Annotated in this window: 30 protein-coding genes; 14 read left to right on the plus strand and 16 right to left on the minus strand. The window is 71.4% G+C overall.

Annotated elements, in window-relative coordinates; translation table 11 throughout:
- Positions 1 to 11 precede the first annotated feature (11 nt).
- Genes ACFSC0_RS07530 through ACFSC0_RS07540 form a run of 3 tightly spaced genes read right to left on the minus strand, consistent with a single transcriptional unit; the run spans position 12 to position 1313 of the window.
- A complete protein-coding gene (locus tag ACFSC0_RS07530) occupies positions 12 to 557 on the minus strand; it encodes a GNAT family N-acetyltransferase (RefSeq protein ID WP_377284385.1) in 546 nt (181 codons plus the stop codon).
- Between the two features lie 18 nt (positions 558 to 575).
- On the minus strand, positions 576 to 950 hold the full coding sequence (locus tag ACFSC0_RS07535; RefSeq protein ID WP_377284386.1) for a nuclear transport factor 2 family protein: 375 nt from the start codon (positions 948 to 950) through the stop codon (positions 576 to 578).
- A gap of 30 nt (positions 951 to 980) precedes the next feature.
- Complete coding sequence (locus ACFSC0_RS07540; protein WP_377284387.1) at positions 981 to 1313, minus strand: DMT family transporter; 333 nt, start codon at positions 1311 to 1313, stop codon at positions 981 to 983.
- Positions 1314 to 1666: 353 nt separating this feature from the next.
- Between ACFSC0_RS07540 and ACFSC0_RS07545 the strand changes: the two genes are divergently transcribed.
- The 12 genes from ACFSC0_RS07545 (at position 1667) to ACFSC0_RS07600 (ending at position 10267) form a co-directional block, all read left to right on the plus strand.
- Positions 1667 to 1996, plus strand: a complete 330-nt coding sequence (locus ACFSC0_RS07545; protein ID WP_377284388.1) for a helix-turn-helix domain-containing protein — start codon at positions 1667 to 1669, stop codon at positions 1994 to 1996.
- 9 nt (positions 1997 to 2005) lie between these two features.
- Complete coding sequence (locus ACFSC0_RS07550; protein ID WP_377284389.1) at positions 2006 to 3319, plus strand: calcium-binding protein; 1314 nt, start codon at positions 2006 to 2008, stop codon at positions 3317 to 3319.
- A gap of 78 nt (positions 3320 to 3397) precedes the next feature.
- A complete protein-coding gene (locus ACFSC0_RS07555; protein ID WP_377284390.1) occupies positions 3398 to 4387 on the plus strand; it encodes an adenosine kinase in 990 nt (329 codons plus the stop codon).
- Positions 4388 to 4393: 6 nt separating this feature from the next.
- A complete protein-coding gene (gene hisB / locus ACFSC0_RS07560; RefSeq protein ID WP_377284391.1) occupies positions 4394 to 4984 on the plus strand; it encodes an imidazoleglycerol-phosphate dehydratase HisB in 591 nt (196 codons plus the stop codon).
- A 14-nt stretch (positions 4985 to 4998) separates the two neighbouring features.
- Positions 4999 to 5640: an imidazole glycerol phosphate synthase subunit HisH gene (gene hisH / locus ACFSC0_RS07565; RefSeq protein WP_377284392.1), complete on the plus strand. Its 642-nt coding sequence runs from the start codon at positions 4999 to 5001 to the stop codon at positions 5638 to 5640.
- Complete coding sequence (gene hisA, locus ACFSC0_RS07570) at positions 5637 to 6359, plus strand: 1-(5-phosphoribosyl)-5-[(5-phosphoribosylamino)methylideneamino]imidazole-4-carboxamide isomerase (RefSeq protein WP_377284393.1); 723 nt, start codon at positions 5637 to 5639, stop codon at positions 6357 to 6359. The genes hisH and hisA overlap by 4 nt, the downstream gene beginning before the upstream one ends.
- A complete protein-coding gene (gene hisF / locus ACFSC0_RS07575; RefSeq protein WP_377284394.1) occupies positions 6359 to 7132 on the plus strand; it encodes an imidazole glycerol phosphate synthase subunit HisF in 774 nt (257 codons plus the stop codon). Before hisA ends, hisF begins: the two co-directional genes overlap by 1 nt.
- Positions 7129 to 7452: a phosphoribosyl-ATP diphosphatase gene (locus tag ACFSC0_RS07580; RefSeq protein WP_377284395.1), complete on the plus strand. Its 324-nt coding sequence runs from the start codon at positions 7129 to 7131 to the stop codon at positions 7450 to 7452. The genes hisF and ACFSC0_RS07580 overlap by 4 nt, the downstream gene beginning before the upstream one ends.
- A 323-nt stretch (positions 7453 to 7775) precedes the next feature.
- Positions 7776 to 9023, plus strand: coding sequence for a pilus assembly protein TadG-related protein (locus ACFSC0_RS07585; protein ID WP_377284396.1), 1248 nt, complete (start codon positions 7776 to 7778; stop codon positions 9021 to 9023).
- Positions 9024 to 9028: 5 nt separating this feature from the next.
- Entirely contained in the window at positions 9029 to 9448 is a 420-nt protein-coding gene (locus ACFSC0_RS07590; protein WP_377284397.1) for a TadE/TadG family type IV pilus assembly protein, read from the plus strand.
- Positions 9438 to 9851, plus strand: coding sequence for a TadE/TadG family type IV pilus assembly protein (locus ACFSC0_RS07595; protein ID WP_377284398.1), 414 nt, complete (start codon positions 9438 to 9440; stop codon positions 9849 to 9851). The genes ACFSC0_RS07590 and ACFSC0_RS07595 overlap by 11 nt, the downstream gene beginning before the upstream one ends.
- Positions 9852 to 9904: 53 nt before the next feature.
- Positions 9905 to 10267: a hypothetical protein gene (locus ACFSC0_RS07600; protein WP_377284399.1), complete on the plus strand. Its 363-nt coding sequence runs from the start codon at positions 9905 to 9907 to the stop codon at positions 10265 to 10267.
- On the opposite strand, the gene ACFSC0_RS07605 is transcribed toward ACFSC0_RS07600, so the two are convergent.
- From ACFSC0_RS07605 to timA, 3 genes are read right to left on the minus strand one after another with little or no spacing between them, the layout of a single operon-like run.
- A complete protein-coding gene (locus ACFSC0_RS07605; RefSeq protein WP_377284400.1) occupies positions 10264 to 10791 on the minus strand; it encodes a Smr/MutS family protein in 528 nt (175 codons plus the stop codon). The two genes, ACFSC0_RS07600 and ACFSC0_RS07605, sit on opposite strands and share 4 nt — an antisense overlap.
- Positions 10788 to 11936, minus strand: a complete 1149-nt coding sequence (locus ACFSC0_RS07610) for an MltA domain-containing protein (RefSeq protein WP_377284401.1) — start codon at positions 11934 to 11936, stop codon at positions 10788 to 10790. Before ACFSC0_RS07610 ends, ACFSC0_RS07605 begins: the two co-directional genes overlap by 4 nt.
- A gap of 3 nt (positions 11937 to 11939) precedes the next feature.
- Complete coding sequence (timA, locus tag ACFSC0_RS07615) at positions 11940 to 12551, minus strand: TIM44-related membrane protein TimA (RefSeq protein ID WP_377284402.1); 612 nt, start codon at positions 12549 to 12551, stop codon at positions 11940 to 11942.
- Between the two features lie 154 nt (positions 12552 to 12705).
- Here timA and secB point away from each other — a divergent pair, with 154 nt between their 5' ends.
- Positions 12706 to 13188 (plus strand): protein-export chaperone SecB, encoded by a 483-nt coding sequence (secB, locus tag ACFSC0_RS07620; RefSeq protein ID WP_377284403.1) that lies wholly within the window; start codon positions 12706 to 12708, stop codon positions 13186 to 13188.
- Between the two features lie 103 nt (positions 13189 to 13291).
- On the opposite strand, the gene ACFSC0_RS07625 is transcribed toward secB, so the two are convergent.
- Positions 13292 to 13477 (minus strand): hypothetical protein, encoded by a 186-nt coding sequence (locus ACFSC0_RS07625; protein WP_377284404.1) that lies wholly within the window; start codon positions 13475 to 13477, stop codon positions 13292 to 13294.
- Positions 13478 to 13871: 394 nt separating this feature from the next.
- Here ACFSC0_RS07625 and ACFSC0_RS07630 point away from each other — a divergent pair, with 394 nt between their 5' ends.
- Positions 13872 to 15164: an O-acetylhomoserine aminocarboxypropyltransferase/cysteine synthase family protein gene (locus ACFSC0_RS07630; protein ID WP_377284405.1), complete on the plus strand. Its 1293-nt coding sequence runs from the start codon at positions 13872 to 13874 to the stop codon at positions 15162 to 15164.
- A 263-nt stretch (positions 15165 to 15427) separates the two neighbouring features.
- On the opposite strand, the gene ACFSC0_RS07635 is transcribed toward ACFSC0_RS07630, so the two are convergent.
- From ACFSC0_RS07635 to ACFSC0_RS07675, 9 genes are all read right to left on the minus strand, one after another.
- Entirely contained in the window at positions 15428 to 16426 is a 999-nt protein-coding gene (locus ACFSC0_RS07635) for an alpha/beta hydrolase family protein (protein WP_377284406.1), read from the minus strand.
- Between the two features lie 27 nt (positions 16427 to 16453).
- On the minus strand, positions 16454 to 18094 hold the full coding sequence (locus ACFSC0_RS07640; protein ID WP_377284407.1) for a carboxylesterase/lipase family protein: 1641 nt from the start codon (positions 18092 to 18094) through the stop codon (positions 16454 to 16456).
- Positions 18091 to 18612, minus strand: a complete 522-nt coding sequence (locus ACFSC0_RS07645; RefSeq protein ID WP_377284408.1) for a MarR family winged helix-turn-helix transcriptional regulator — start codon at positions 18610 to 18612, stop codon at positions 18091 to 18093. The genes ACFSC0_RS07640 and ACFSC0_RS07645 overlap by 4 nt, the downstream gene beginning before the upstream one ends.
- Positions 18613 to 18690: 78 nt before the next feature.
- Positions 18691 to 20388, minus strand: a complete 1698-nt coding sequence (locus ACFSC0_RS07650) for an ATP-binding protein (protein ID WP_377284409.1) — start codon at positions 20386 to 20388, stop codon at positions 18691 to 18693.
- Between the two features lie 62 nt (positions 20389 to 20450).
- Positions 20451 to 21152, minus strand: coding sequence for a DNA polymerase III subunit epsilon (dnaQ, locus tag ACFSC0_RS07655; RefSeq protein ID WP_377284410.1), 702 nt, complete (start codon positions 21150 to 21152; stop codon positions 20451 to 20453).
- A gap of 31 nt (positions 21153 to 21183) precedes the next feature.
- Complete coding sequence (gene coaE / locus ACFSC0_RS07660; RefSeq protein WP_377284411.1) at positions 21184 to 21783, minus strand: dephospho-CoA kinase; 600 nt, start codon at positions 21781 to 21783, stop codon at positions 21184 to 21186.
- Positions 21780 to 22625, minus strand: coding sequence for a shikimate dehydrogenase (aroE, locus tag ACFSC0_RS07665; RefSeq protein WP_377284412.1), 846 nt, complete (start codon positions 22623 to 22625; stop codon positions 21780 to 21782). Before aroE ends, coaE begins: the two co-directional genes overlap by 4 nt.
- Positions 22622 to 23212: a Maf family protein gene (locus tag ACFSC0_RS07670; protein WP_377284413.1), complete on the minus strand. Its 591-nt coding sequence runs from the start codon at positions 23210 to 23212 to the stop codon at positions 22622 to 22624. The genes aroE and ACFSC0_RS07670 overlap by 4 nt, the downstream gene beginning before the upstream one ends.
- Complete coding sequence (locus ACFSC0_RS07675; RefSeq protein WP_377284414.1) at positions 23209 to 24057, minus strand: pyruvate, water dikinase regulatory protein; 849 nt, start codon at positions 24055 to 24057, stop codon at positions 23209 to 23211. Before ACFSC0_RS07675 ends, ACFSC0_RS07670 begins: the two co-directional genes overlap by 4 nt.
- Positions 24058 to 24077 lie beyond the last annotated feature (20 nt).

Raw genomic sequence — 24077 nt, forward strand, 5'->3', positions numbered from 1 at the left:
CGGCGGCGATCCTATCCGATCCGTTTGGCCATGAAGATGTCCGGCCGGCCGAAACCGTTCGCGTGCGGCATCACGCCGACCACTTCGTAGCCGTGCCGCCGGTAGAAGGTGAAGGCGTGGCCGTTCGTCGGCGCGAGCTCGGCCGCAGCCTTCAGGACGTCCGGGAAGAGCTCGCGGCCGTAGAGGTTGGTGCCGTCCGTCTCGTCGTCCGTGCCGAGGTAGAGGGTGATGACCCCCGCCGCCCGCACCCGCTCCTCCAGCGCCGCCACCAGGCGCCCGCCGATCCCGCGCCGCTGGTGCGGCGGGTCCACGGCCAGCGGGTGCAGCTCCCAGGCGTGGGAATAGGTCTCGATCACGCCGATCCAGCCCAGCACCCGCTCCCCATCGAGCGCGGCCAGGCCGCTGCGGTCCTCGTCGGCGACGGTGAGCGCGACCTCGGCCTCCGCCGCACCCGGCTCGGCGAAATCGGTCCAGGGGAGGGCCTCGCGCAGGATCCGGGCCGCCTCGGCGCGCTGGGCCTCGGTGAGGGTGGAGATGTCGACGATGCTGCAGTCCATGCAGCGCAGCATAGCGCCTCAGGCGGGCCCCGCGGAAAGCGCCGACTGCTGGTGCAGCCCCAGGCGCCAGCGGCCTTCGCGGGCCACATAGACGCTGCTGGCCAGCCAGCAACCCGGAACGGTCTCGTAGTTCCAGCGGGCGGCGACCTTGTAGGTCAGGACGGCCACGTCCTCGGTCAGCCGCCGGGCGCTCGCCTCAGTGATGTCCACCTCGGCCCAGCGGCGGCCCTCCGCGTTCTCGGCGCGGATGGCCTCGACGGCCACGTCACGGAAGATCACCCCGGTCTCCATGAAGACGAGCTGGGCCTCGGGCAGCAGGTTGTCCCGGTAGACGTCGGCGTCGTTGGTCCAGAGCCTGCGCTCCACCTGGAGAAGCTCTTCGAGCAGTTCCATGTTCGACTCCGGCAGGAGGTCGGCTGGCCGTCAAAGCAGCCCATCGTAGCGCAATCCCAGCACGCCGAGGACGATCAGGCCGATCCAGAAGGCGCGCTCGGAATCCAGCCGTTCGCCCATGACCAGGGCGCCGGCGGCGACGGCGAGCACGGCGGCGACCCCGCTCCAGGCCGAGAAGACGGTGCCGGCGGGCAGCACCTGCAGGGAGACGCCCAGCAGCAGGATGAGGGCGGCGGCCGTGCCGAGGGACACGGTCGTCCATAGCGGATCGGTGAAGCCGGCGGCCTGCTTGAGGCTCACCGCCATAAGGGCGCCGAGCGCGCCGGCCGCCAGCAAGGCGCTCCAGGCGATGGTGAGGGTCATGGGGGCGCTCAATCCTGAAAAAAGAGGGACCCGCCGCCGCGACGGGGGGAGGAACAGTCGCGGCGGCGGGCGATCGCCCAGTCGGGGGGCGTTCGGCTGTCCAGGGAGAAGCCGAACCTGGGGGCGATCAGGAGGGTGTTCGCCGAAGCCCACGCCAGCGGCGCGCTCTCCAGCCTCGGCGAGGTGACCCGACCCTCCCACGGGCGGCGGCGATTTTGCGTGCGAGGCCCCCGGAGGGACGCTATGTTCTGCAAGCACGAGCCGTTCCACGTTGTGGATTTACTTGTTGCGTAAGAACTGTACATCGCTGCTGCAGAGCCGACAAGAGGGATCGCACGTGGTCCGGCGGACCCATGCCTAGGCCGACACCCGACCCCAAGCGGGCGGCCGAAACCAAGAGCCTGCGGCGCGAGGCCGGCCGCTGGCTGAAATCCGCGCGCGAGACGGCGGGGCTGACGCAGGCCGAGGTCGCCGAACGGGTGGGCCTGCGCTACTACACCTTCGTCTCACAGGTGGAGAGCGGGGTGGGCCGGGTGCCGATCGAGTCCCAGGCCGCCTGGGCCGAAGCGCTGGGGCTGGACCCCGGCGAATTCGCCCGGGCGTTGCTCAGGCTCTACGAGCCGGAGCTCTACCGCCTGCTGTTCGGCGACGAGGCGCCGGCGGCCAGGGCGCAAGGGGCGTAGAGCAAGCCGATGGGCGACATCATCCCCTTCATCAGCCGCCTGGTCGGCCGGCTCGACTGGAGCGCCGGGGAGAAGGCGCGGCTGCAGCAGCTCGCTGACAAGCTGGGGACCGGGTCGCTGGACCTGGAGGTGGTGTTCGGCCGCAGCGACCAGGGCGAGCCCTGGTGCGCCGTCACCGGCGAGGACCAGGAGGTGCTGGTCCACATCGCGCGGATCGGCGGCCGGTTCATCGTCCACCACATCGCTCAGGATGTGCTGGAGACCGGCTCGACGTTGTGGGCCGCGGTCGAGCGGGCGCTGGGCGAGGCCTGGGGCGAGACGCCGGCGCCGGCCCTGGCCGAGGTCGTGCCCATAGACGCCCACGTCCGCCAGACGCACATCCTGAGCGCCCTGGTCGTCGCCGCCGTGCTGATCGAGGCCGAGCTCGAACCGTTCGCCGAGCCGGCCGCCGACCTGCCGCTCGCCGCGCCCCTGTCCGAGGCTGCGCCTAGCGACGTCACGCCGGCCGCCAGCGCGGAGACGGACGCCTCGATCCAGGCCCGGGCCGGCCAGGAGGACGCGGCCAGGCCCTCGAGCGGCGCCAAGAAGCTGGCCCCCATGGCGCTCTACGAGACCGAGGAGGCTGCGCCGGCCCGCGCCGCCCAGTCGCCGCCGCCGGCCCCCGAGAGCAAGCCGGCCCAGGCTCAGCCGGTGGAAGCGGCCGCCGTCGCGGCCGACGCGGCCGCCGAGCCGGACGGCCCCGCCCTTTCCCGCCTGATCGGCGGCGACGGGGACGACGAGATCACCGGCACGGATGCGGCGGAGGCATTGTTCGGCGGCGCCGGCGACGACACCCTGGCCGGCGGCGGCGCGCCGCAGGGCCAGTTCGACTGGCTGGTCGGCGGAGCCGGCGACGACCGGCTGGCGCTCGACGCCCAGGCGGTCGCCCTCGGCGGGCCGGGCGCCGACCGGTTCGTGTTCACCTACAGGCCGGCCGGCGATGGGACGCAGGTGCTTGGCCGGGTCCTCGATTTCACGCCCAGCCAGGGCGACGCCCTGGCCGGCGAGGGCCGCCCGGCCGTGGTGGTCACCGCCCGGCCCGAGGCCGACATCCTGGATGGCGTGGCCCCGCCCCCCGGCTTCACCGCGCCGGGCCCGCTGCCCGGCTTCCGGGTCGGCATGGACCTGGATGGCGACGGCCAGGCGGACGGCGAGGTGCTGATTTCCGGCGCCGAGGTCAGCGGCTTCCTCGCCGCCAGCCTGCGCGGCTCGGCCCCGGTCGAGGGGGCCGCCGAGCCGGCCACGCGGCCGCCGGAGCCGGACGACGGGACCTTCCTGCTCTGAGCGGCGCACCCCGCCGCGTTGCCCCGCGACGGGTTTCAGGCTAGGCGAGCCCCCTCCCCTGCCCGCGCGAGACCTTTGATGCCCGAGCTCTACGACGTGACCGCGATCGGCAATGCGATCGTCGACGTGATCGCGCCGGCCGAAGAAGGCTTCGTCGAGAAGCACGGCTTCACCAAGGGCGCGATGAACCTCATCGACGAGGCCCAGGCGACGGCCCTCTACGCCGACATGGCGCCGGGGATCGAGACCTCGGGCGGCTCGGCCGGCAACACCGTCGCCGGCGTGGCGAGCTTCGGCGGCAAGGCGGCCTTCCTGGGCAAGGTGGCGCCCGACCAGCTGGGCGAGGTGTTCGCCCACGACATGCGGGCGATCGGCGCGGCCTTCGACACCGCCCCGCTGACCGGCGGCCCGGCTACGGCGCGCAGCCTGATCAACGTCACCCCGGACGGCCAGCGCACCATGTGCACCTTCCTGGGCGCCTCCACCCACTTCTCGCCCGCCGATATCGACCGGCCGCTGATCGAAGCCTCCAAGATCGTCTACCTGGAGGGCTATCTGTTCGACGCCGAGGCGGCTCGGCGGGCCTTCGAGGAGGTGGCGAAGATCGGCCAGGCGGCCGGCCGCATGATCGCCATGACCCTGTCCGATCCGTTCGTCGTCGAGCGGCACCGCGACGACCTGCTGGCCTTCATCGACGAGGGCGTCGACCTGTTGTTCGCCAACGAGGAAGAGGCCAAGTCGCTGTTCCGGACCGACGATTTCGAGGAGGCGGTCTCGCGCCTGCGCGGCCGGGTGAAGATCGCCGCCGTCACCCGCTCGGAGAAGGGCTCGGTGGCCGTCACGGCGGCCGAGACCTATGCGGTTCCGGCCGCGCCGGTGGAAAAAGTCGTGGACACGACCGGCGCGGGCGATCAATACGCCGCGGGATTCATGTTCGGCCTGGCGGGGGGCCGGCCGCTCGACGCTTGCGCGCGGCTGGGTTCGCTCGCGGCGGCCGAGGTGATCTCGCATTATGGCCCGCGGCCTCAGGTTCCCTTGAAGGACCTGGCCGCCCGCGAAGGACTTTGAACCGCCATGGCCCGCACGGCTGAGGTCGTCCGCGAGACCAAGGAGACCCAGATCCGGGTGGAGCTGGACCTGGACGGCTCCGGCCGTTCGGAGATCTCCACCGGCATCGGCTTCTTCGACCACATGCTGGAAAGCTTCGCCCGTCACGGCGGCATCGACCTGAAGGTCGACACCAAGGGCGACCTGCACATCGACATGCACCACACCGTCGAGGACACCGGCATCGTGCTGGGCCAGGCGGTGCTGAAGGCGCTGGACGGGTTCAAGGGAATCCGCCGGTTCGGCCACGCCTACATCCCCATGGACGAGACGCTGACGCGCTGCGCCATCGACCTCTCCAATCGGCCCTACCTGATCTGGAAGGTGGCCTTCGCGCGCCCGAAGGTCGGCGACATGGACACCGAGCTCTTCAAGGAGTTCCACCACGCGTTCGCGATGAACGCGGGCGCCTGCGTGCATCTGGAGACGCTCTACGGGGACAACACCCACCACATCGCCGAGAGCGGCTTCAAGGCCCTGGCGCGGGCGCTGCGCACCGCCGTCGAACTCGATCCGAAGACCCACGGCCATGCCCCTTCCACCAAGGGCGTGCTCTGAAGGATAAATCCAAGATGCAGAGCGTCGCCCTGATCGACTACGGGTCGGGCAATCTCCGCTCGGCCGAAAAAGCGCTGGTGAGAGCCGCGGATAGCTCGGCCATCGGCGGCCGGATCGACGTCACCTCCGATCCGGACAAGGTCGCGCGCGCCGACCGGATCGTCCTGCCCGGCGTCGGCGCCTTCGCCGCCTGCATGGAGGCGCTGGCCGCCCGGCCGGGCCTGACCGAAGCCATGAGCGAAGCGGTACAAAAACGTGGCGCGCCCTTCCTGGGCGTCTGCGTCGGCATGCAGCTGCTGGCCACCCGCGGCCTCGAGTTCGGCGAGACGCCGGGGCTGAACTGGATCGGCGGCGACGTGCGCCGGCTGGAGCCGGGGGACCCGCATCTGAAGGTGCCGCACATGGGCTGGAACGACCTGGCGATCGCCCGCCCCGGCGGCGTGCTCGGCGAGGCCGAGGGCGAGCCGATGTACTTCACCCACTCCTTCGCCTTCGCGCCCGACGACGAGTCCGACGTCACCGCCTGGGCCGAGCACGGCGAGCGTTTCGCCGCCGCCGTCCAGCGGGACAACGTGGCCGGCGTCCAATTCCACCCCGAGAAGTCGCAGGCCGCCGGCCTGGCCTTGCTCGCCCGTTTCCTGGAGTGGCGACCGTGATCCTCTACCCGGCCATCGACCTGAAGGACGGCGTCTGCGTGCGCGTGCTGCACGGGGACCTGGGCAAGGCGACGGTGTTCAACACCTCGCCGGCCGATCAGGGCCGCGCCTTCGCCGACGCCGGCTTCCACTGGATCCACGTGGTGGACCTGAACGGGGCCGTCGAAGGCCGGGCGGTCAACGCCGAGGCGGTGAAGGCCATCCTCGGCGCGGTCTCCATCCCGGTGCAGCTGGGCGGCGGGATCCGCTCGCTGGACGACATCGAGCGGTGGATCGAGGCCGGCGTCTCGCGCGTGATCCTCGGCACGGTGGCGGTGCGCGAGCCGGAGATCGTGCACGAGGCCGCGCGCCGGTTCCCCGAACAGATCGCCGTCAGCGTCGACGTGCGGGCCGGCAAGGTCGCGGTCCAGGGGTGGACCGAGGACTCCGACCTCGACGCCGTCACCGTCGCCCGCCAGTTCGAGGACGCCGGGGTCGGCGCCCTGATCGTCACCGACATCGACCGCGACGGGGCCCTGATGGGCTTCAACGTCGAGGTGTTCGGGGCCATGGCCGACGCGGTCTCGATCCCGGTGATCGCCGCCGGCGGCCTGGCCTCGGTCAAGGACATCGAGAAGCTGAAGGCGCGCAAGGGGCGGCCGATCGCCGGCGCGGTCCTCGGCAGGGCGCTCTACACCGGCGCCATCACCGCCGACGAGGCCCTGAGGGCCGCCGCCTGATGCTGAAGGTCCGGGTCATCCCCTGCCTCGACGTGAAGGATGGCCGGGTGGTGAAGGGCGTCCAGTTCGTCTCGCTGCGCGACGCGGGCGATCCGGTCGAACAGGCGCGGGCCTACGATGCGGCCGGCGCCGACGAGCTGATGTTCCTCGACATCACCGCCAGCCACGAGCGGCGCGACACCATCCTGGACGTGGTCCGCCGCACCGCCGACGTCTGCTTCATGCCGCTGTCGGTGGGCGGCGGCGTGCGCAGCGTGGAGGACGCCCGCCGGCTGCTGCTGGCCGGCGCCGACAAGGTCAGCGTCAACACCGCCGCGGTCGAGAAGCGCAAGGTCGTCTCCGAGATCGCCGACGCCTTCGGCTCGCAGGCGACGGTGGTGGCGATCGACGCCAAGCGGACCTCGGCCGGCGGGTGGAACGTGTTCACCTACGGCGGGCGCAACGACACCGGTCTGGACGTGGTGGACTACGCGGTCGACGCCGTGAAGCACGGCGCGGGCGAGATCCTGCTGACCTCCATGGATCGCGACGGGGCCAAGATCGGCTACGATCTGGAGCTGCTGAAGGCGGTGTCCAGCGCCGTCGGCGTGCCCGTGATCGCCTCGGGCGGGGCCGGCAACGCCCAGCACATGGTCGACGCGGTGAAGACCGGCGGCGCCGACGCCGTGCTCGCCGCCTCGATCTTCCACTTCGGCGAGGTGTCGGTCGGCGAGGTCAAGGCCGCCATGGCCGCCGCCGGCGTCGCCGTCCGCCAGACGGGAGCCGCCGCATGAGCCGTCTCGCCGAGGTGCTGGGGCGCCTCTCCGCCGTGATCGAGAGCCGCAAGGGCGCGGACCCGGCCAGCTCCTACACCGCCGGCCTGCTGGCCGATCCGGCCCGGGCCGCCAAGAAGCTCGGCGAGGAGGCGGTGGAGACGGTCATCGCCGCCGTGCAGCGCGACCCCGCCGCGCTCACCGCCGAAAGCGCGGATCTGCTCTACCATTGGCTCGTCGTCCTGGCCGCATCGGGGGTCGATCTGGACGCCGTGGCGGCCCAATTGGAGGCCCGCGAGGGCCGCTCGGGGCTCGACGAGAAGGCCTCGCGAGGCCGCTGAATCGTAAAAAACTGCGGCAGGCTGTCGCAGTTCGTGCGTTTTTCCGCCCTTCGGAATTAACCTCCGGGCCCCTTCAGGCGCCTGCGCCCCTACGCGCGCGAGTCCCTTACGCGCACGTGCGGGCGGGAGCCGTAGATGGCGCGAAAAACGTTGTTATTCCCGTAGCTTGCGCGGCTCCAGGTAAGGTCATCCGTTCAGTCCGCGTTTAGGGATTGGCGCTATTCCCGCCTGGAACCGCGGAATCGGCGCCCCGCGCCACGGCGTAGCCCGTTAACCATTGGGCTTATCGCCGGTTTCAGCATGCCCCCCGCAAGGATGGCGGCATGCGCTATCCGTCTGCATCCCGACACAAACCCGCCGAGGCCCGCCGTTTCGGCCGCGCCCAAGGCGGCAACGTGGCCGTGCTGTTCGCGCTGGTCCTGCCCCTGGTGGTCGGCTCGGCCGGCCTCGGCGTCGAGACCAGCTACTGGTACTACAAGCGCCTGCAGCTGCAGGCCGCGGCCGACACCGCGGCCCATGCGGGGGCGATGGAGCGACGCTCCGGAGCCGATGCGGCGCTGGTCACCACCATCGCGACTCAGACGGCCCAGGAGAACGGCTACGATCCGCTCGCCGGGACGATCGAGGTCCACGCCCCGCCGATCTCCGGTCCCTCGACCGGCGGCCAGGCGGTGGAGGTGCGGCTGACCTTCAACGGCGAGCGGTTCTTCACCAAGCTGTTCGCCGAAGGCACCGTGCTGATCGCCACCCGGGCGGTGGCGGCCTTCAACAACGCCAGCACCGCCTGCGTGCTGGCCCTGCACCCGACCCAGGGCAGCGCGGCCCAGTTCCAGGGCGCGGCCCAGGTCACCCTCAACGGCTGCAGCGTCATGGCCAATTCCATCGCCAGCGATGCGGTGGCCGTGCAGGGCGCGACGGTGGTCTCCACCGACTGCCTCATCGCGGTCGGCGGGGTGCTCGACAGCGGCAACGTGACCATGTCGGAGTGCGAGGCTCCGGTGGAGAACGCCCCGCCCGTCGCCGACCCCTACGCCGACCTGACGGCGCCGCCCGTGCCGCCGGGCCCTTGCCGCAATGCGAACTTCGCCCCCGCGCCGAACGTCAACTTCTGCAACGGGCTGACCCTCGACGGCGAGATCACCCTGGCGCCGGGCGTCTACTACATCTCCGGAACGCTGAAGATCATGCCGAACTCGAAGATCACCGGCGACGGCGTGACGTTCTACATGAACGGGTCCTCCAAGGTGGACTTCAACAACAACGCCACCGTGGACCTGAAGGCGCCCTCCCCCAGTTCAGGCTCGCCCTACGCCGGCGTGCTGTTCTTCGGCGGGCGCTCCAGCACCGGCTCGGTGACCTTCAACGGCACCGCGGACTCCAAGATGACCGGGGCGCTCTACTTCCCCAGCCGGGACGTCCAATACAACGGCAACTTCTCGGGCCTCAACGGCTGCACCCAGATCGTCTCGCGGACGGTCCAGTGGTCCGGCAGCACCGCCATCTCAGCCGACTGCGAAGACTACGGCGTGCGGCCGATCCCTGTCCTTTCACTCGTCAAGCTCACGGAGTGACCCTGATGCGCAAGCTCATCAACTTCTGGCGCGACCAGCGCGGCGCGGCCATCGTCGAAATGGCCTTCATCGCCCCGATCATCGGCGGCATGGCGGCGGTCTCCTTCGCCGCCTGGGACGTGGCGAGCCGCCAGCAGGACATGCGCGCGGCCCTCGAGGTCGGCGCCGAGTACTACATGAACGGCGGCGCCAGCGACGACATCGCCAAGACCACCGCGACCCAGGCCTGGCGCAACGCCCCGGACGACGCGCTGGTGACCAGCGAGCGCATCTGCCGCTGCGGCACGACGGTGACCATCTGCACCAACATGTGCACCGGCAACGTCCCGCCGTCGGTCTATGTGCGAATGACCGCGTCGGGCACCTCGCCCGAGGCGATGTTCACCCCGCACCAATCGGCGGAACGGATCGTCCGTGTCCGCTAACCGGCTCCGCGGCTGGCTTGACGACGCCGGCGGGGCCACCGCGGCCGAGTTCGCGCTGGTCCTGCCGCTGTTCGCGGTGATGGTCGCGGGGATCTTCGAATTCGGCTGGACGCAGCATTGCCTGTCGTCGACCCGCTACGCGATGGAGACCGCCGCCCGGGACCTGATGCTGAACCCGAAGCTGACCGAGACCGAGCTCGAGAACCGGGTCCGGGCCCAGCTCCAGGACACGGCCGATCCCGACGTCGAGATCACGCTGAGCATCGCGACCGGACCGGCGGGAAAGATCGCGACGCTCACCGGCGTCTACGAGCGCGAGATCGGCGTGCCGATGCTGCCGCGCTTTCCGATGACCCACACCGTCACCGTCGAGACCGCCCTGCCGGCCGTCGCCGGCGCTTAACGGGACCCAAACCCTGCGGCCCTAGTCTGGGCGGCGAAACCTAGGTGATCAGAATGACCATGAACGCCGTCCTCCAGATCGTCGCGATCGCCGGCGCCGCCGCCTGCGCGGGCGCCTATGTCTACGCCTACATCTTCAAGCCGCGCGGCGACCGCCGGATGCACGTGGCGAGCCTGCTGTTCTCCGGCATCGCCCTGGCCAGCGTGCCGGTGGTCCTGTCGAGCGCCTCCTCCGGCGTCTCCACCGTCGGCGCGGTGAACCTCGTCTTCTTCCTGCTGCTGTCGAGCCTGCTGCAGGCGATGACCGCCTTCCGCGGCCGCAAGGGCGATCGTCGGACCGGCGAGCGGCGGGCAGACGATGGGCGGGCCGAGGATCGGCGCGGCGAGGCGCCGGCCCACCTCAAGGACGCGGCCTAGATCTTCGCCGGCTTGCGCTTCAGCGCCACGTAGATCGCCCCCTCCCCGCCGTGGCGGCGGTGGGCCTCGGCGATGCCGGCGACGACGCCGGCCAGGCGCGGGTCGGCCAGCCACTCCGGCGCGCGCCGCCGCAGGACGCCGTCGCCGAGCGTGCCCTTGCCGGTGATCACCAGCACCGAGCGATAGCCCTCGTCCCAGGCGCGGAAGAGAAACGCCTCCAGTGCGGCGCGGGCGCGGTCCTGGTCGAGGCCATGCAGGTCGATGCGCCCGCCGATCGGGTCGCGGCCGCGGGCGATGCGGGTCAGCCGGCCGGGCTCGATGGGCTCGGCGCCGGTCCGGTGCGGGACGGGCTTCGGCGCCGGCGGCGCAACCACCTTCGACCCAGGCGTGAGCTTCGGCGCCGGAGGCGGCGGCGGATCGGCCTGGGGCGGCGGCTTGGGTGCGGCCCGGCCCGGCAGCGGATGGACGGTCGAGGCGACCAGGCCCCAGAGGCGCAGCTCCTCCGGTCTCAGGGGCCGTTTCACGGCCCGCCGCCAACCTTCGGCCGCAGCCGGTAGAGCCTGAGGCGGTGACGGACGCGGCCGGCCTCCACGCCCGCCGCCGGGCCGGATCCGATGTAGAGGTCGCCGCGGACCGCCCCCTTGATCGCTCCGCCCACGTCGAGGCCGAGGACCAGCCGCCGGTAGGCGGGGAAGGCCCCGGCGAGGATCGGCGCGTCGGCGTCGATGTAGAAGACATCGCCCATGGCGTGGCGGGACGGATCCACCGCCATGGCCCGGCCGGGGGGCAGCGGCACGTTGGCGGCGCCGGCGGGCTCGCGCCCGTCGTCCGGCGCCAGGCTGAAGAAGACGTAGCGCGGGTTGAGCCGCATCAGCTCGTCCGCCGCCGGCCCGCGGTTCGCCGCGAGCCAGGCGCGGATCGCCTCGGCCGAGGCGCCGTCCGGCGGCAGCAGGCCCCGCTCGCGCATCGGGTTGGCGAGGCCCACGAAAGGCCGGCCGTTGTGGGCCGCGTAGAGCGCCTTCATCCGCCGGCCGTCCTCGAACACCAGCACGCCCGAGCCCTGGACCTGCAGCAGGAAGAGCTCCTCCGGCCGCATCCAGGCCAGCGCCCGCTCCACGGGGGCGGCTTCGATGGCGGTGCGGTCAGGATAGGGCTCGAGACCGCCGACCGCCTGGCGGGCGACCGCCGGCTTTCCGGCCTGGCCCGGGTCGAGCCGGCCGCCGTCGACGGTGACGAGGTCTGCGGGCTTGGGCCGCACCGGAGCGCTGAACTCGGCGCTGGGCGTGCGGCGCGCCTCGTAGCGGGGCGCGAAATAGGCCGTCAGCACGCCCTCGCCGTCGATCCGCTCGGCCTGGAAACGGGCTTCCAGGAACTGGCGGGCGGCCGAGGGGCCGAGGGCCGGGCCGGCCTTGGCCTGGCGGCAGACGGCGGCGATGGCCGGATCGCGGCTGACCTGACAGGTGTCGCGGAAGGCGGCGAAGGCGGCCGCGTGGTCGTCCTGGGCCCAACCGGGCAGGGCCGACAGCGGCAGCACCCGCGGGGCGGGCGGCGCGGGCGGCGGCGGGGATGGCGGCGGACCCGGCGGCGCGAAAGGCGCGGGCCCGCGCGGACTTGCGCAGGCGGCGAGCAGCAGGGCGAGCGCCAGCGCCCCGACCGGACGAAGCGGCAAGCCTTAAGCCTCCGCTGCGTCCACGTGAACCAGGGTCCAGTTGGGGTCTTTGCTCTTCAGGCGGCGCTCGAAGGTCCACAGCTCGGCGGTGCGGCGGTCGTCGACGGCCTCGCCCTCGGGACCGGTGGAGCGGCTGCGGAATTCGGCCAGGAAGCGCACGGTCATCCGCGCCAGGTCGCCCAGCACCTCGGCCCGGTCCAGATCCGCGCGCGGCTGGTGCAGGAACTCGACGCTCTCGGTACGACCCTCGGCTTCCCGCGCGGCGATGGCCGCGTCGAAGCTGGCGAACACCTGCGGCGAGAGCAGCCGGCGCAGGGTCTCGCGATCGCCCGAAGCGAAGGCCCGGACGGTCATCTCGTAGGCCGCCTTGGCCCCTTGCAGGAAGCGGTTCACCTCGAAGCCGGGGTCCTGGGCGCGGACGGCCGCCAGGCCGGTCAGCGCCACGCCCTCCTCGGGCGCCTCCAGGGGCTGCTTCGGCGCGCGGGCGGCCGCGGCCACCTCGGCGGCCGGCTGGTCTTCGGGTTGGCGGCCGACCCGGCGCCCCAGCACGGAATAGAGCTGGTAGAGCACGATGGCGGCGAGACCGGCGATGATGATCAGTTCCAAGACCTGCACTGGCTCTCGAGAGAATTAGGGGTACGCGTTGGGCACAATATAGGACGGGGGAACGTCCGCGTCAGGGGCGGCGTTGCATCGCCCCGGGGCGCATGTTAGCCCGCGGCTGATTAACGACGCTTTCCTGCGTCGATTTCCACGGACAGCTCATCAAATGACCGACACCGACGCGGCCGCTCCGGCCCAGGAAAACGGCGCGGGCCAGGAGCCCGGCATCCGCATCCTCGCCCAGTTCATCCGCGACCTGTCGTTCGAGAACCCCCGCGCGCCCGAAAGCCTCCGGGGCGCCGCGCCCCAGCCGCAGATCGACATCGGCGTGGAGATGAACGCCCGCGGCCGGCCGGACGGCCTGTTCGAAGTGGACCTGAAGCTCTCCGCCCGGGCCATGCGCGAGGACGGGCCGGTGTTCGTGGTCGAGCTGCTGTACGGCGGCGTGTTCGAGATCCTCGGCGTGCCGCCTGAGGAGCTGGAGCCGGTGCTGCTGATCGAGTGCCCGAGGTTCCTGTTCCCGTTCGCCCGCCGGATCATCGGCGACGTGACCAGCGACGGCGGCTACCCGCCCTTCCTGCTCGATCCGATCGACTTCGCCGGCGTCTACGCCGCCCGCAAGCAGGAAGAGACGGTCGGGACGGCCTAACTTCACATCGTCCTGGCCGGCGTCAGGCCGGCCATCCATCCTGATGAGGCGGCTCAGCCGCCACGGGCTGGATCGCCGGGCCCGGCGATGACGAAGCAGATGCTCAGAGCTGGTTGAACTCGCCGCAGCTGCAGCGGATGACGGTGTGGCGCAGCTCGGAGCTGGGGCCGGTGAAGATCACCCGTTCGCAGGCGCCGCAGCGGTGGCCTTCCTCGAGGCCCACGTCCTCGATCTCCTCGGCCTGCAGCAGGGTCCGCTGACCCACCCAGCAGCCGGGGAAGGTCCTCATCGACACAAAACTCATCGCGACAGCCCCATCTACTCATTGCGGCGCAGCACGCCTACTCGGTGTCTGCTGCAACGCACAAGCGGTTATTGGGTTCGTCGCAAATAATTCAATGACGCGGAGCGGTTGGCGCCCAGCGCTTGGGCAGGCGGTTCTCCGGCCGGGGCGGCCGCACGAGGTCCATGGCGATCAGAGCCGCAAGGCGGACGAAATCGAACAACACGGGCCGGACGCCCGCCGTCCGCCGATCCCTGACCCTGGCCGACATTCCCTTGAGCTCCCTGAAATTTCGCGCCGACGCATGTGAACGCCGACGGCGCAGGTAAGTTGCTAGCCGAGGCGCCGGCCTGCCTCTAGCTTGGCGCCGCTCAGTTCAGGGAAGACGTAAGGACAGCCCATGACCGCATCGCAACGGCCAGAAACCCTCGTGCTGCACGCCGGCTGGCGGGCCGATCCCGCGACCGGCGCGGTGGCGGTGCCGATCTACCAGACCACCTCCTACCAGTTCCAGAGCACCGAGCACGCCTCGGCGCTGTTCGCGCTGCAGGAGAGCGGCAACATCTACACGCGGATCGGCAACCCGACGACGTCGGTGCTGGAGGCGCGCGTGGCGGCGCTGGAGGGCGGGGCGGCGGCCCTGGCGCTGGCGTCCGGCCAGGCGGCGAGCGCCTTCTCGCTGCAGAACCTGGCGCGGGCCGGCGACAACGTGGTCAGCGCCACCGACCTCTACGGCGGCACCTGGAACCTGTTCGCCAACACCCTGAAGGACCAGGGGATCGAGGTGCGGTTCGTCGACCCGGCCGATCCGGAGGCCTTCCGCCGGGCGACCGACGAGCGGACCCGCGCCTACTACGCCGAGACCCTGCCGAACCCGAAGCTGGCGGTCTTCCCGATCGCCGAGGTGGCCAGGATCGGCCGCGAGCTGGGCGTGCCGCTGATCATGGACAACACCGCAGCGCCGGTCCTCTGCCGGCCGCTGGAGCACGGCGCGGCCATCGTCGTCTATTCGGGCACCAAATACATCGGGGGCCACGGCACCTCGATCGGCGGGATCATCGTCGATGGCGGCAACTTCGACTGGCAGGCCCACGCGGCGCGTTTCCCGACCCTGAACGAGCCCGACCCCAGCTATCACGGCGCGGTGTGGACCGAGGCGACCAAGCCGATGGGGCCGGTGGCCTACATCGTGCGGGCCCGAACCATCCTGCTGCGCGACCTCGGCGCGGCGATGAGCCCGTTCAACGCCTTCCAGCTGCTGCAGGGGCTCGAAACCCTTCCGCTGCGCATGGAGCGGCACTGCCAGAATACCCAGAAGGTCGCCGATTGGCTGAAGAGCCGGCCGGGCGTGACCAAGGTGATCCATCCGTCAGTCCAGGACGGCGAGACCCGACGGCGCGCCGACGCCTACCTGAAGGGCGGCTACGGCGGCCTGCTCGGGTTCGAACTGGCGGGCGGGGTGGACGCCGGGCGGCGTTTCATCGACGCCCTCAAGCTGTTCTACCACGTGGCCAACATCGGCGATGCGCGGAGCCTGGCCATCCACCCGGCCTCGACCACCCACTCGCAGCTCTCGGCCGAGGACCAGCTGGCGACCGGCGTCTCGCCCGGCTACGTGCGGCTGTCGATCGGCATCGAACACATCGACGACATCCTCGCCGACCTGGAGCAGGCGCTGGCGGCGGCGGGCTAGCCAGCGGCAAATCCTCCACCCCTACCTCCCCCGCGCAGCGGCGGGAGGGGGACCAGTCGCCGAGCGCAGCGAAGAGCGACTGGTGGAGGGGGCGGGCCGCCTGCGAGGCCTTGCGCCATCGCGCATCGAACACCGGGGGCGGGGGCGAGGCGGAGCGTGTGGCTCGCCCCCTCCACCCCCCGCTCTTCAGCCGGCGTGCGCCGGCTTCGGCGGGCGGTCCCCCTCCCGCCGCTGCGCGGGGGAGGCAGAACGGCGCGGCGGCCTTAGCTGCTCGCCGAGAGCATCAGCTTGACCAGCTCCTCGGTGACCTTGGGCTCCAGGCCCTCGGTGTGGCCCTTGTCGATCCGGACCACGTCGGCGACGACGCGGCCGTCCTTGCAGTTCGGGTAGACGAAGACCTCCGCCTTGCCGGGTCCGGGCAGCCGGCCCCAGGCCTTGGTGGCCGGGTCCTGGCGGCCGCTGTCGTAGACGTAGCCCGCCGCGGTATCGACGATGTCCTCGCGGCGGACGCGCGGGCCGCAGCCGTACTTGGTCGCCCATTCCGAGGTTTCCGGCAGCGCGGTGATCTCGTGCTCGCCGGTCGTGTAGATGTGGCTGAAGTCGCAGTTCAGCGGCGCGGCCATGGCCTGGGCGATGCTGGAGGCCGCGGCCGGCGGCGTCGCGGGCGCGGCGGGCTCGCCGCGCTGCGGAGCGCGGAAGGGGCCCGGCGGGCGGCCGGGCTGGCCGCCGACGCGGCCGCCGGACAGGCTCAGGAAGCCGTCGACGCGGGTGCGGAAGAAGTCCGAGCAGACGATCCGCCGCGACGTCGCCCCGCCCTGGCTGTGCCCGGCGAGCCAGAACCGCTGGATGTTCTCCTTGCCGAACTTGGCCTCGACCATCTCGACGATGTTCTGCAGGTGCGGATCGTCCTCGCTGCGCCAGACCCTGGGCGGCGCGTTCGGCGTGGCGACCACCAGGTCGTACTTGTCCACATAGTCGGTGATCGGGAAGTAGTGACGCTGCCAGTTGCCGAAACTCCCGCCGCCGTGGAGGTTCAGCACGAAGGTGACCTTGTCGCCCGGCTTCCAGTCCTTGGGATAGTCGAGGAAGAACTTCCGGCCGGTCTTCGGATCCTCCACCCTGCCCGGATTGATCACCAGCTCGCCCGGGCAGTTGGCCGGCGGGCAGCGCAGCTGGCCGTTGGTGTTGTCGCTGGTCTGCGTCGCCGCCGGGCTGGCCAGCAGGGCCAGCGCCCCCGCGGCCGCCAGATGAAGCGCCTTCATGTCGTCCCTCCCTTTCGTCTCGTTGGCTCAGAGCGCCCGGTTGCTCGCCGGCATCAGGGCGCGAAACTCGGAATAGGGGTCGAGCTCGACCCGGCTCCTGGTGTTGAACACCATGGTCGCGCGGCGGGCCGGCTCGTAGGCGGGCCACCGCGGCAGGCCCGACCTGGCGGCGTTCGGGTTTCCGGTGCGGGCGAAGGAGGTCCAGGCCGTGGAGACCGCCCTGCCCAGCGCCTTGGTGGCGGGCGCATCGCCCAGCAGCAGCGGCCCCTTGTCGACGTTGTCGAACACGAAGGGCAGCTCCATCGTGTGCGGGCTGCGCAGCATGCCGCCCTCGACCGGCGCGCCCCACTCGAAGATGAACATGTAGACTGGCGCCGGCTGGGCCGCCTTGCGCTCGGCCAGGGTCACCGACGAGATGAACGGGCCCTTCGAGGTGATGTCGGTGAACAGGTAGCTGGGGTTGTCGTTCGGGTAGCGCTTCCTGGCCGCCGCGATCAGCGCCTCGGCCCGCTCGCCGTACAGGGGCTTCAGGCGGCCGAGCAGTTCGGCCTCGGTCTGCTTGCCCCACCAGTCGAATCCGACGTTGTACATCGTCTGCTCGTCGGAGGTGACGCCGACCATCAGCGGGATGTCGCGGGCCAGCGGGTTGGCGACCGGCTCGAACGGGTGGGCGGGTATCGACGACGCCTCGATCACCGGTCCCCAGCGCAGGCCGCCCATGCCGCCCGGGTTCTCCTGGTTGCGCGCGGCGGCCAGAATCCTGTCGTAGGGAACCTCGCGCAGGGCCTTGATGTCGGAGACGCCCAGGGTCCGCATCACCGTACGCGCCTGCTCGGTGGCGCGATCCGGATCGCCGGCCCGGATGCCCGGGCCGCTCTGGATGATCGCCTTGTGCCGCAGCTTGTCTGCGGCCGGCATGGCCAGCGTCATCGACGTCTTCGAGCCGCCGCCCGACTGGCCGAAGACGGTGACGTTGCCCGGATCTCCGCCGAACGCGGCGATGTTGTCGCGCACCCACTCCAGGACCAGCACCAGATCGAGCATCCCGGCGTTGCCCGAGGCCGGATGACCGCCGAGTTCGGCCAGGTGCAGATAGCCGAAGGCGTTCAGGCGGTGGTTTACCGTGACCACCACCACGTCGTGGTTCCTGGCCAGGTTGGCGCCGTCGTAGGTCGCCCAGCTGCCCGAGCCGTAGTTGTAGCCGCCGCCGTGGAACCAGACCATCACCGGCCGGCCGCGGGCGTCGAGCGCCGGGGTCCAGACATTGAGGAACAGGCAGTCCTCGCTCTGGCGCACGATGTCCTCGCGCGAACCCATCAGCTGGTCGAGGGCCGGGCCGATGGCGCCGGGGTAGCGCACCGCCGAGCCGCCGCTGGAGAGCTGGATGGCCGAGGGGCCGTAGCGGGCGGCGAGCGCCGGCTCGGTCCAGGGCGCCGGCCGCGCTGGCGGCGCCCAGCGCAGCTCGCCCACCGGCGGGGCCCCATAGCGCAGACCGCGGAAGGTCTGCACGCCGCCTTCCACAAGGCCGATCACCGGCCCGTTGGTCGTCTTCACCGCCGGCGTCAGGGCCGTCGCGGGGGTGTGGCCGAGCGCTCGTCCGGCCAGCGAGGTCAGTCCCAAGCCGGCGGCCGCGCCCAGCAGCTGGCGTCTTTGCAGATGCGCGTTCATTCGGATTTCCCCCCTTCTCGCCGCGTCTCGGGCGCGGTCTGTTCCTGCTCCGGCGCACCGCGCAGCAGTTCGCGGGCGATCGGGTCCTCCCGCATCAGCCGCTCGAGCGAGCGCACCGCCACGTGCACGGCCCCGCGCTCCTCGTCCGTCAGGCTCTTCAGCCGCGCAGCCATCCAGTCGCGTCGCTGCCGGCTGACCTGCAGCAGGAACTCGCGGCCCTTCGCGGAGACCTGCAGCCCGAACCGTCGGCGGTCGCCGGCCGGATCGGCCAGCCGCTCCACCAGGCCCGCCGCTTCCAGGCGCGCCACGCGCTCGCTCATGACCGAGCGGTTGACCTTCTCGATGCCCGCCAGCTCGGTGACCCCGATCCCGGGCCGCCGCCGCACTTCGTACAGGGAGAGCGCGTCGGCGCCGGAGAGGCCGCCGCCGGAACTATGAGCGCGCAGCTCCCGCGACAGCCGGTAGACCAGGCGCTGCAGCGCCTGGCCGAGTTCGCCGAGCTCCTGCTCTGCCGCCATTTCGCTCCCGATCGTTCGTTCGCTTACCGAACAGTACAGGCTGCAAGCGCGGCGCTGTCAACGCACGGTCGGCGTGGATCAGGCTGCGACCGCTTCCGGTTGCTCGCCGGCGTCGAAGGCCTCGGCGATCGCCGCGATCAGGGCGTGGGCCTCCACCGGCTTGCCGACGAAGCCGTCCATGCCCGCCTCGCGGCAGGCCTGGACGTCCTTCTCCGAGGTGGAGCCGGTGAGCGCGATGAGTTTCAGCCCAGTCCCATGGGCCGCGCGAAGGCGGCGGGCCGCTTCCAGCCCGTCCATCCGCGGCATGTTGAGGTCGAGCAGCACCAGGTCGAACGCTTCGCGCGCGGCCGCCCCGACCGCTTCCTCGCCGTCGGCGACGCAGACCACCTGGTCGGCGATCGGGGTCAGCAGCAGGCTGAAGGCGCGGCGGTTCACGTCATGGTCGTCGGCGACCAGGATCCGCAGCCCCGCCGTGTCAGGCTGAGCCGGCTCTTCCGCGGCCTCGACGGGCGCCGTCGGCCGGACCAGCAGGCTGACGCGGAAGCTGGAGCCTTTCCCCGGCGTGCTGGTCACCGTCACGTCGCCGCCCATCAGGCGGGCCAGTTCGCGGCTGATCACCAGCCCAAGGCCGGTGCCGCCGTGCGTGCGGGCGATGCTGGTCTCGGCCTGGCCGAACGGTCGGAACAGGCGCTCCACCTGCTCGGCGGTCATGCCGGCGCCGGTGTCGGTGACGGTGAGATCCACGCGAAGGCCGCCGTCGGTCTCCTCGCAGGCGATGCGCAGGCCGACGGTCCCCTCGTCGGTGAACTTCATGGCGTTGGAGAAGAGGTTGTTCAGCACCTGTCGAATGCGGATCGGATCGCCGCTCACCCACTGGGGCAGGGCGTGCGCGCCCTGCAGCGAGAGGCGAAGCCCGCGCCCCTTCGCCTCCGGGCGCCAGAACCGGACGGTGTCCAGCACCAGCCGGCGCAGGTCGAAGGCGATGACCTCGACGCTCATGCGTCCGGCCTCGAGCTTGGCGTGGTCGAGCAGGTCGTCCAGCAGCGCGCGCATCATCCGCGCCGCATCGAGAATGAGCTGGCTGTCGCGGCCGCCCGCGGCCTCGCCGCCTTTGGCGCCGGCGAGGATGGCGCTGATCGGGGTGCGCAGCTCGTGGCTGACGGCGGCGACGTAGGCGCTCTTCGCCGCGTGCGCGGCCTCGGCCTGTTCACGGGCCCGGCTCTCGGCGGCCAGCGCCTCCACGGACGAGCGCCAGATCAGCAGGGTCATCAGGAAGATCAGGCCGCCGGCCAGCAACAGCAGGACGGCGTGCCGCGGCTCGGCGCCGATGTGCAGCGCCAGCGCCGGCATGGCGGCGAGATAGACCCCGAACGGGGCGCTCGCGGCGGCAAAGGCCGCCTTCGAGCCGTGATTCGACAGGGCGGTGTTGAGCAGCGCTCCCACCAGCAGGGCGACGCCGCCGGCCAGGCCCCACGGTCCGTCGTGGAAGGGTCCCCACACGGCGAAGCCGCCGAAGACGATGCTGTTGAGCGCCAGCAGGGTCAGCACCACCGCCGGGGAAGTGACGTTCTTCAGGCGCTGTTCGAACAGCTGCAGGCCGACATAGCCGCCGGCCCACAGGGCGCACACCGCCCAACCGGAGATCGGGCCGAACGCCAGGGCGATGAGCAGATTGGTCCCGACGCGGAACCAGAACTGCTTGCGGCGCGCGACCAGCACCTGGCGCAGCGACTCTGGGAGTTCGTGGTTTCCGGCCGGGTGGGCGCGCGATCGCATGCCGAAAAATAGACCGGCGTTCTCTAATCGGACCTTAAACCGCCCCTCGTCGTGGGTAGCGGCTACTCCAGTCCGTGCTTCTTCCAGAGGACGTCGGACTTGACGACCTCGCGCACGAAGGCGGCGTGCAGCTCGCGTTCGGCCTCAGTCGAGCGGAAGGGCAGGGGACGCGGGCGCGCCCCGTAGGCGCTCTGGCGGGCGACCGAGACGGCGGCGACCGCAGCGGTGGTGGTGAGCTCCAGGCGGCGCTCGCGGCCGCCCTTCAGTTCCAGGTAGACGGCGGCCAGCAGCCGGGCGTCGATCAGCGCCCCGTGCTTCTCGCGGTCGGCCAGCGAGATCTTGAAGCGCTTGCACAGCGCGTCGAGCGAGTTGTGCATGCCCGGGAAGCGCTGCTTGGCCAGCGCCAGGGTGTCGATCCAGCGGTGCTCGGGCAGGTGCGCGCGATTGCAGACGCCGAGCTCGTAGTTGACGAAGGTCCGGTCGAAGGTCGCGTTGTGGGCGATGATCGGGGCGTCGCCGACGAAGTCGAGGAACTCGTCGACGACCTCATGGACCTTGGGCTTGCCCCGCAGGAAGGCGGTGGAGAGGCCGTGCACCCGTTCGGCCTCTACCGGCATGTCCCGTTCGGGGTCGATGTAGGTGTGGTAGCTGCGCCCGGTCGGGATGAAGTCCTCGATCTCCAGGCAGGCGATTTCCACCAGCCGGTCGCCGGTGGCGGGATCGAATCCGGTGGTCTCGGTGTCGAGGACGATCTCGCGGGCCATGGCCAATCTGTGCCCAGGTTCGTCCCCGGCTTCAACTTGCCTTCTGCCGCGCCCGCAACGCAGCGATGATCTGGCGCACCTGGGCGCGGGCGGCGTCGAACCCTTCGCCGGTCTCGACGATGAAGTCAGCGCGCTGGCGCTTCTCCGCGTCGGGCAGCTGCTTGGCGAGGATGGCGTTCAGCTTCTCCTCGGTCATGCCTTCCCGCTCGAGCACCCGCCGGCGCTGGATCTCGGCGGGCGCCGAGGCGACCACCACCGCATCCACGTTCTTCTCCCCGCCGGTCTCGAACAGCAGCGGGATGTCGAGCACGGCCATGTCCTTGCCGTCGGCCCGCGCCTTTTCGAGGAAGCCCTGCCGGCTCTGCATCAGCGGATAGACGATGGACTGCAGCCTGCGCAGCGCCTCGGGGTTGTTGAGCACCCGCTTGCCCAGCTCCTCGCGGTCGACGGCGCCGTCGCGGGTCACGCCCGGGAAGGCGGCTTCGACGGGCGCCACGCCAGCGCCGCCCTTGGCGTAGAGGCGGTGGACCTCGGCGTCGGCGTCGTAGACCGGCACCCCCTCCTCCTCGAACATCTTGGCGGTGGTCGACTTGCCCATGCCGATGGAGCCGGTCAGGCCGATGACGATCATTGGGATAGCGCCTCCAGGCAAATGGCCCTGACGTCCGTCTCGACAGGCGGGCGGCGGCCGAAGAAGGCCTCGAACGAGGGGATGGCCTGGCCGATCAGCATCTCCAGTCCGTCCACCGTCCGCAGGCCGAGCGCCTCGGCCCGGGCGAGGAAGGGAGTCCTGAGCGGCTTGTAGACCATGTCCATCGCCACCGCTCCGGCCGGCGCAGCCTCGAGCGGCGCGTCCAGTTCGCCTTGCCCGGAAAGACCAGCTGAGGTGGCGTTGATCACCGCCACCGCGCCGGCCATCGCCTCCGCCGCCTTGTCGAGCGGGTAGGGGACGGCCGCCTCGCCCACCGTGCCGGCCACCTGCTCGGCGCGCATGAGGGTGCGGTTGACGATCCGGACCTGGGGCGAGCCGGCGTCCACGAAGGCCGCCGCCGCGCCACGGGCGGCCCCGCCGGCGCCGAGGATGACCACCGGTCCGGCCTTCGGATCGAAACCCGGAGCCTGGACCGCGAAGGCGTGCAGCAGGCCGACCCCGTCGGTGTTGTCGGCGTGGACGGCGCCCTCCGGCGAGAAGACCAGCAGGTTGGCCGCCCCCGCGAGCCTGGCCCGAGGGCTGACGTCGTCCGCCGCCATCAAGGCCTCTTCCTTGAAGGGCAGGGTGACGTTGAGGCCGCGGACCGCGCCGCCGCGCAGCCCGTCCACGAAGGGGATGAAGGAGTCCGCCGGCGGGCTGAACGGCACATAGACGCCGTCGATCCCCGCCGCGGCGAGCCAGGCGTTGTGGATCAGCGGGCTCAGCGAGTGGCGCACCGGCGCGCCCGCCACGCCGGCGACAGTCGTGGCGCCCGTGATCATGCCGTCAGCACTCCGCGCCGCCGGAGCAGCTCGAGCAGGCCCATCAGCGGCAGGCCGAGGATCGCGAAATAGTCGCCCTGGATCTTGGAGAACAGCTGGGCGCCGGGGCCCTCCAGCCGGTAGCAGCCCACCGAGCCCAGGGCCGCCTCGCCCTCTTCGGCCAGGTAGGCCTCCAGGAAGGCGTCGGAAAAATCGCGCATGGTCAGGGTGGCGCTCGCCGTCTCGCGCCAGACGACCTGCCCGTCCTCCGCGACCACGACGGCCGAGTGCAGCTGGTGGGGCCTGGACCGCAGGCGCTTCAGCCGCTCGCGCGCCTGATCGACAGTCTCGACCTTGTCGTAGAGCTCGCCGGCCAGGTCGAGGGTCTGATCGGCGCCGATAACCAGTCCCGGCCGCCCCTGCGACACCGCCACGGCCTTGGCCTGGGCCAGCGCCTCGGCGATCTCCTTCGGTCCGGCGTCCTCGGCCAGCAGGGCGCGCTTGATCTCGTCTTCATCGACGCCCGACCCGACGGCCTCGAAGGGCACGCCGGCGCCCGTCAGCAGGGCGGTGCGGGCGGCGCTCTTGGACGCGAGCGTCAGCTTCACCCGAGGATCTCCACCTGGCCGTGGCCCTTGTGCAGCAGGTTCAGCACCGCCGCCGCGGTCTCCTCGACGCTGCGCCGGGAGACGTCGATCACCGGCCAGCCCTGGCGCTCGTAGAGCCGGCGGGCCTGGACGATCTCGTCCTTCACCGAATCCACGTCGATGTAGGTGGATTCCCGATTCTCCTTCAGGGAGAGCAGCCGGTTGCGGCGGATCTGGATCAGCCGGTCGGGCGAGATGGTCAGGCCGACGATCAGCGTCTCCTTCAGCTCCAGCAGCTTCTGGGGGATCGGCCGGCCGGGGACCAGGGGCACGTTGGCCGCCCGCACGCCGCGGTGGGCCAGGTAGATGCAGGTCGGCGTCTTGGAGGTGCGCGAGACGCCCACCAGCACCACGTCCGCCCGGTCGAGGTCCTGGCCGCCCTGACCGTCGTCGTGGCCGATGGCGTAGTTCAGGGCGTCCATGCGGTTGAAGTAGTCGTGGTCGAGGGCGTGCTGCACGCCCACCCGGCTGGTCAGCGGCGCGCCGACGTAGCGGGAAAGCGCGCTGACCAGCGGGTCGAGCGCCGGGATGCAGGGCATGTCGAGCTTGCGGCAGCCTTCCTCCAGCGCCGAGCGCAGGTCCTGATCCACGATGGTGTGGATGACGACGCCCGGCGCCTCCTCGATGTCGGCCAGCGCGCGTTCCAGCTGCCGGCGGGAGCGGACCAGGGCGTAGATGTGCTCGATGGGCAGCACGTTCTCGAACCGGGCGCACACCGCCCGGGCGAGCGCGTTCAGCGTCTCCCCGGTGGAGTCCGAGACCAGATGGACGTGGAAGTAGGTCGCTATGCGCGGCGGGGGCGTCATCAGGTCGCGGGAAGGCTTCT

The organism is Phenylobacterium terrae, from assembly GCF_042681205.1.
Taxonomy (GTDB): domain Bacteria; phylum Pseudomonadota; class Alphaproteobacteria; order Caulobacterales; family Caulobacteraceae; genus Phenylobacterium; species Phenylobacterium terrae.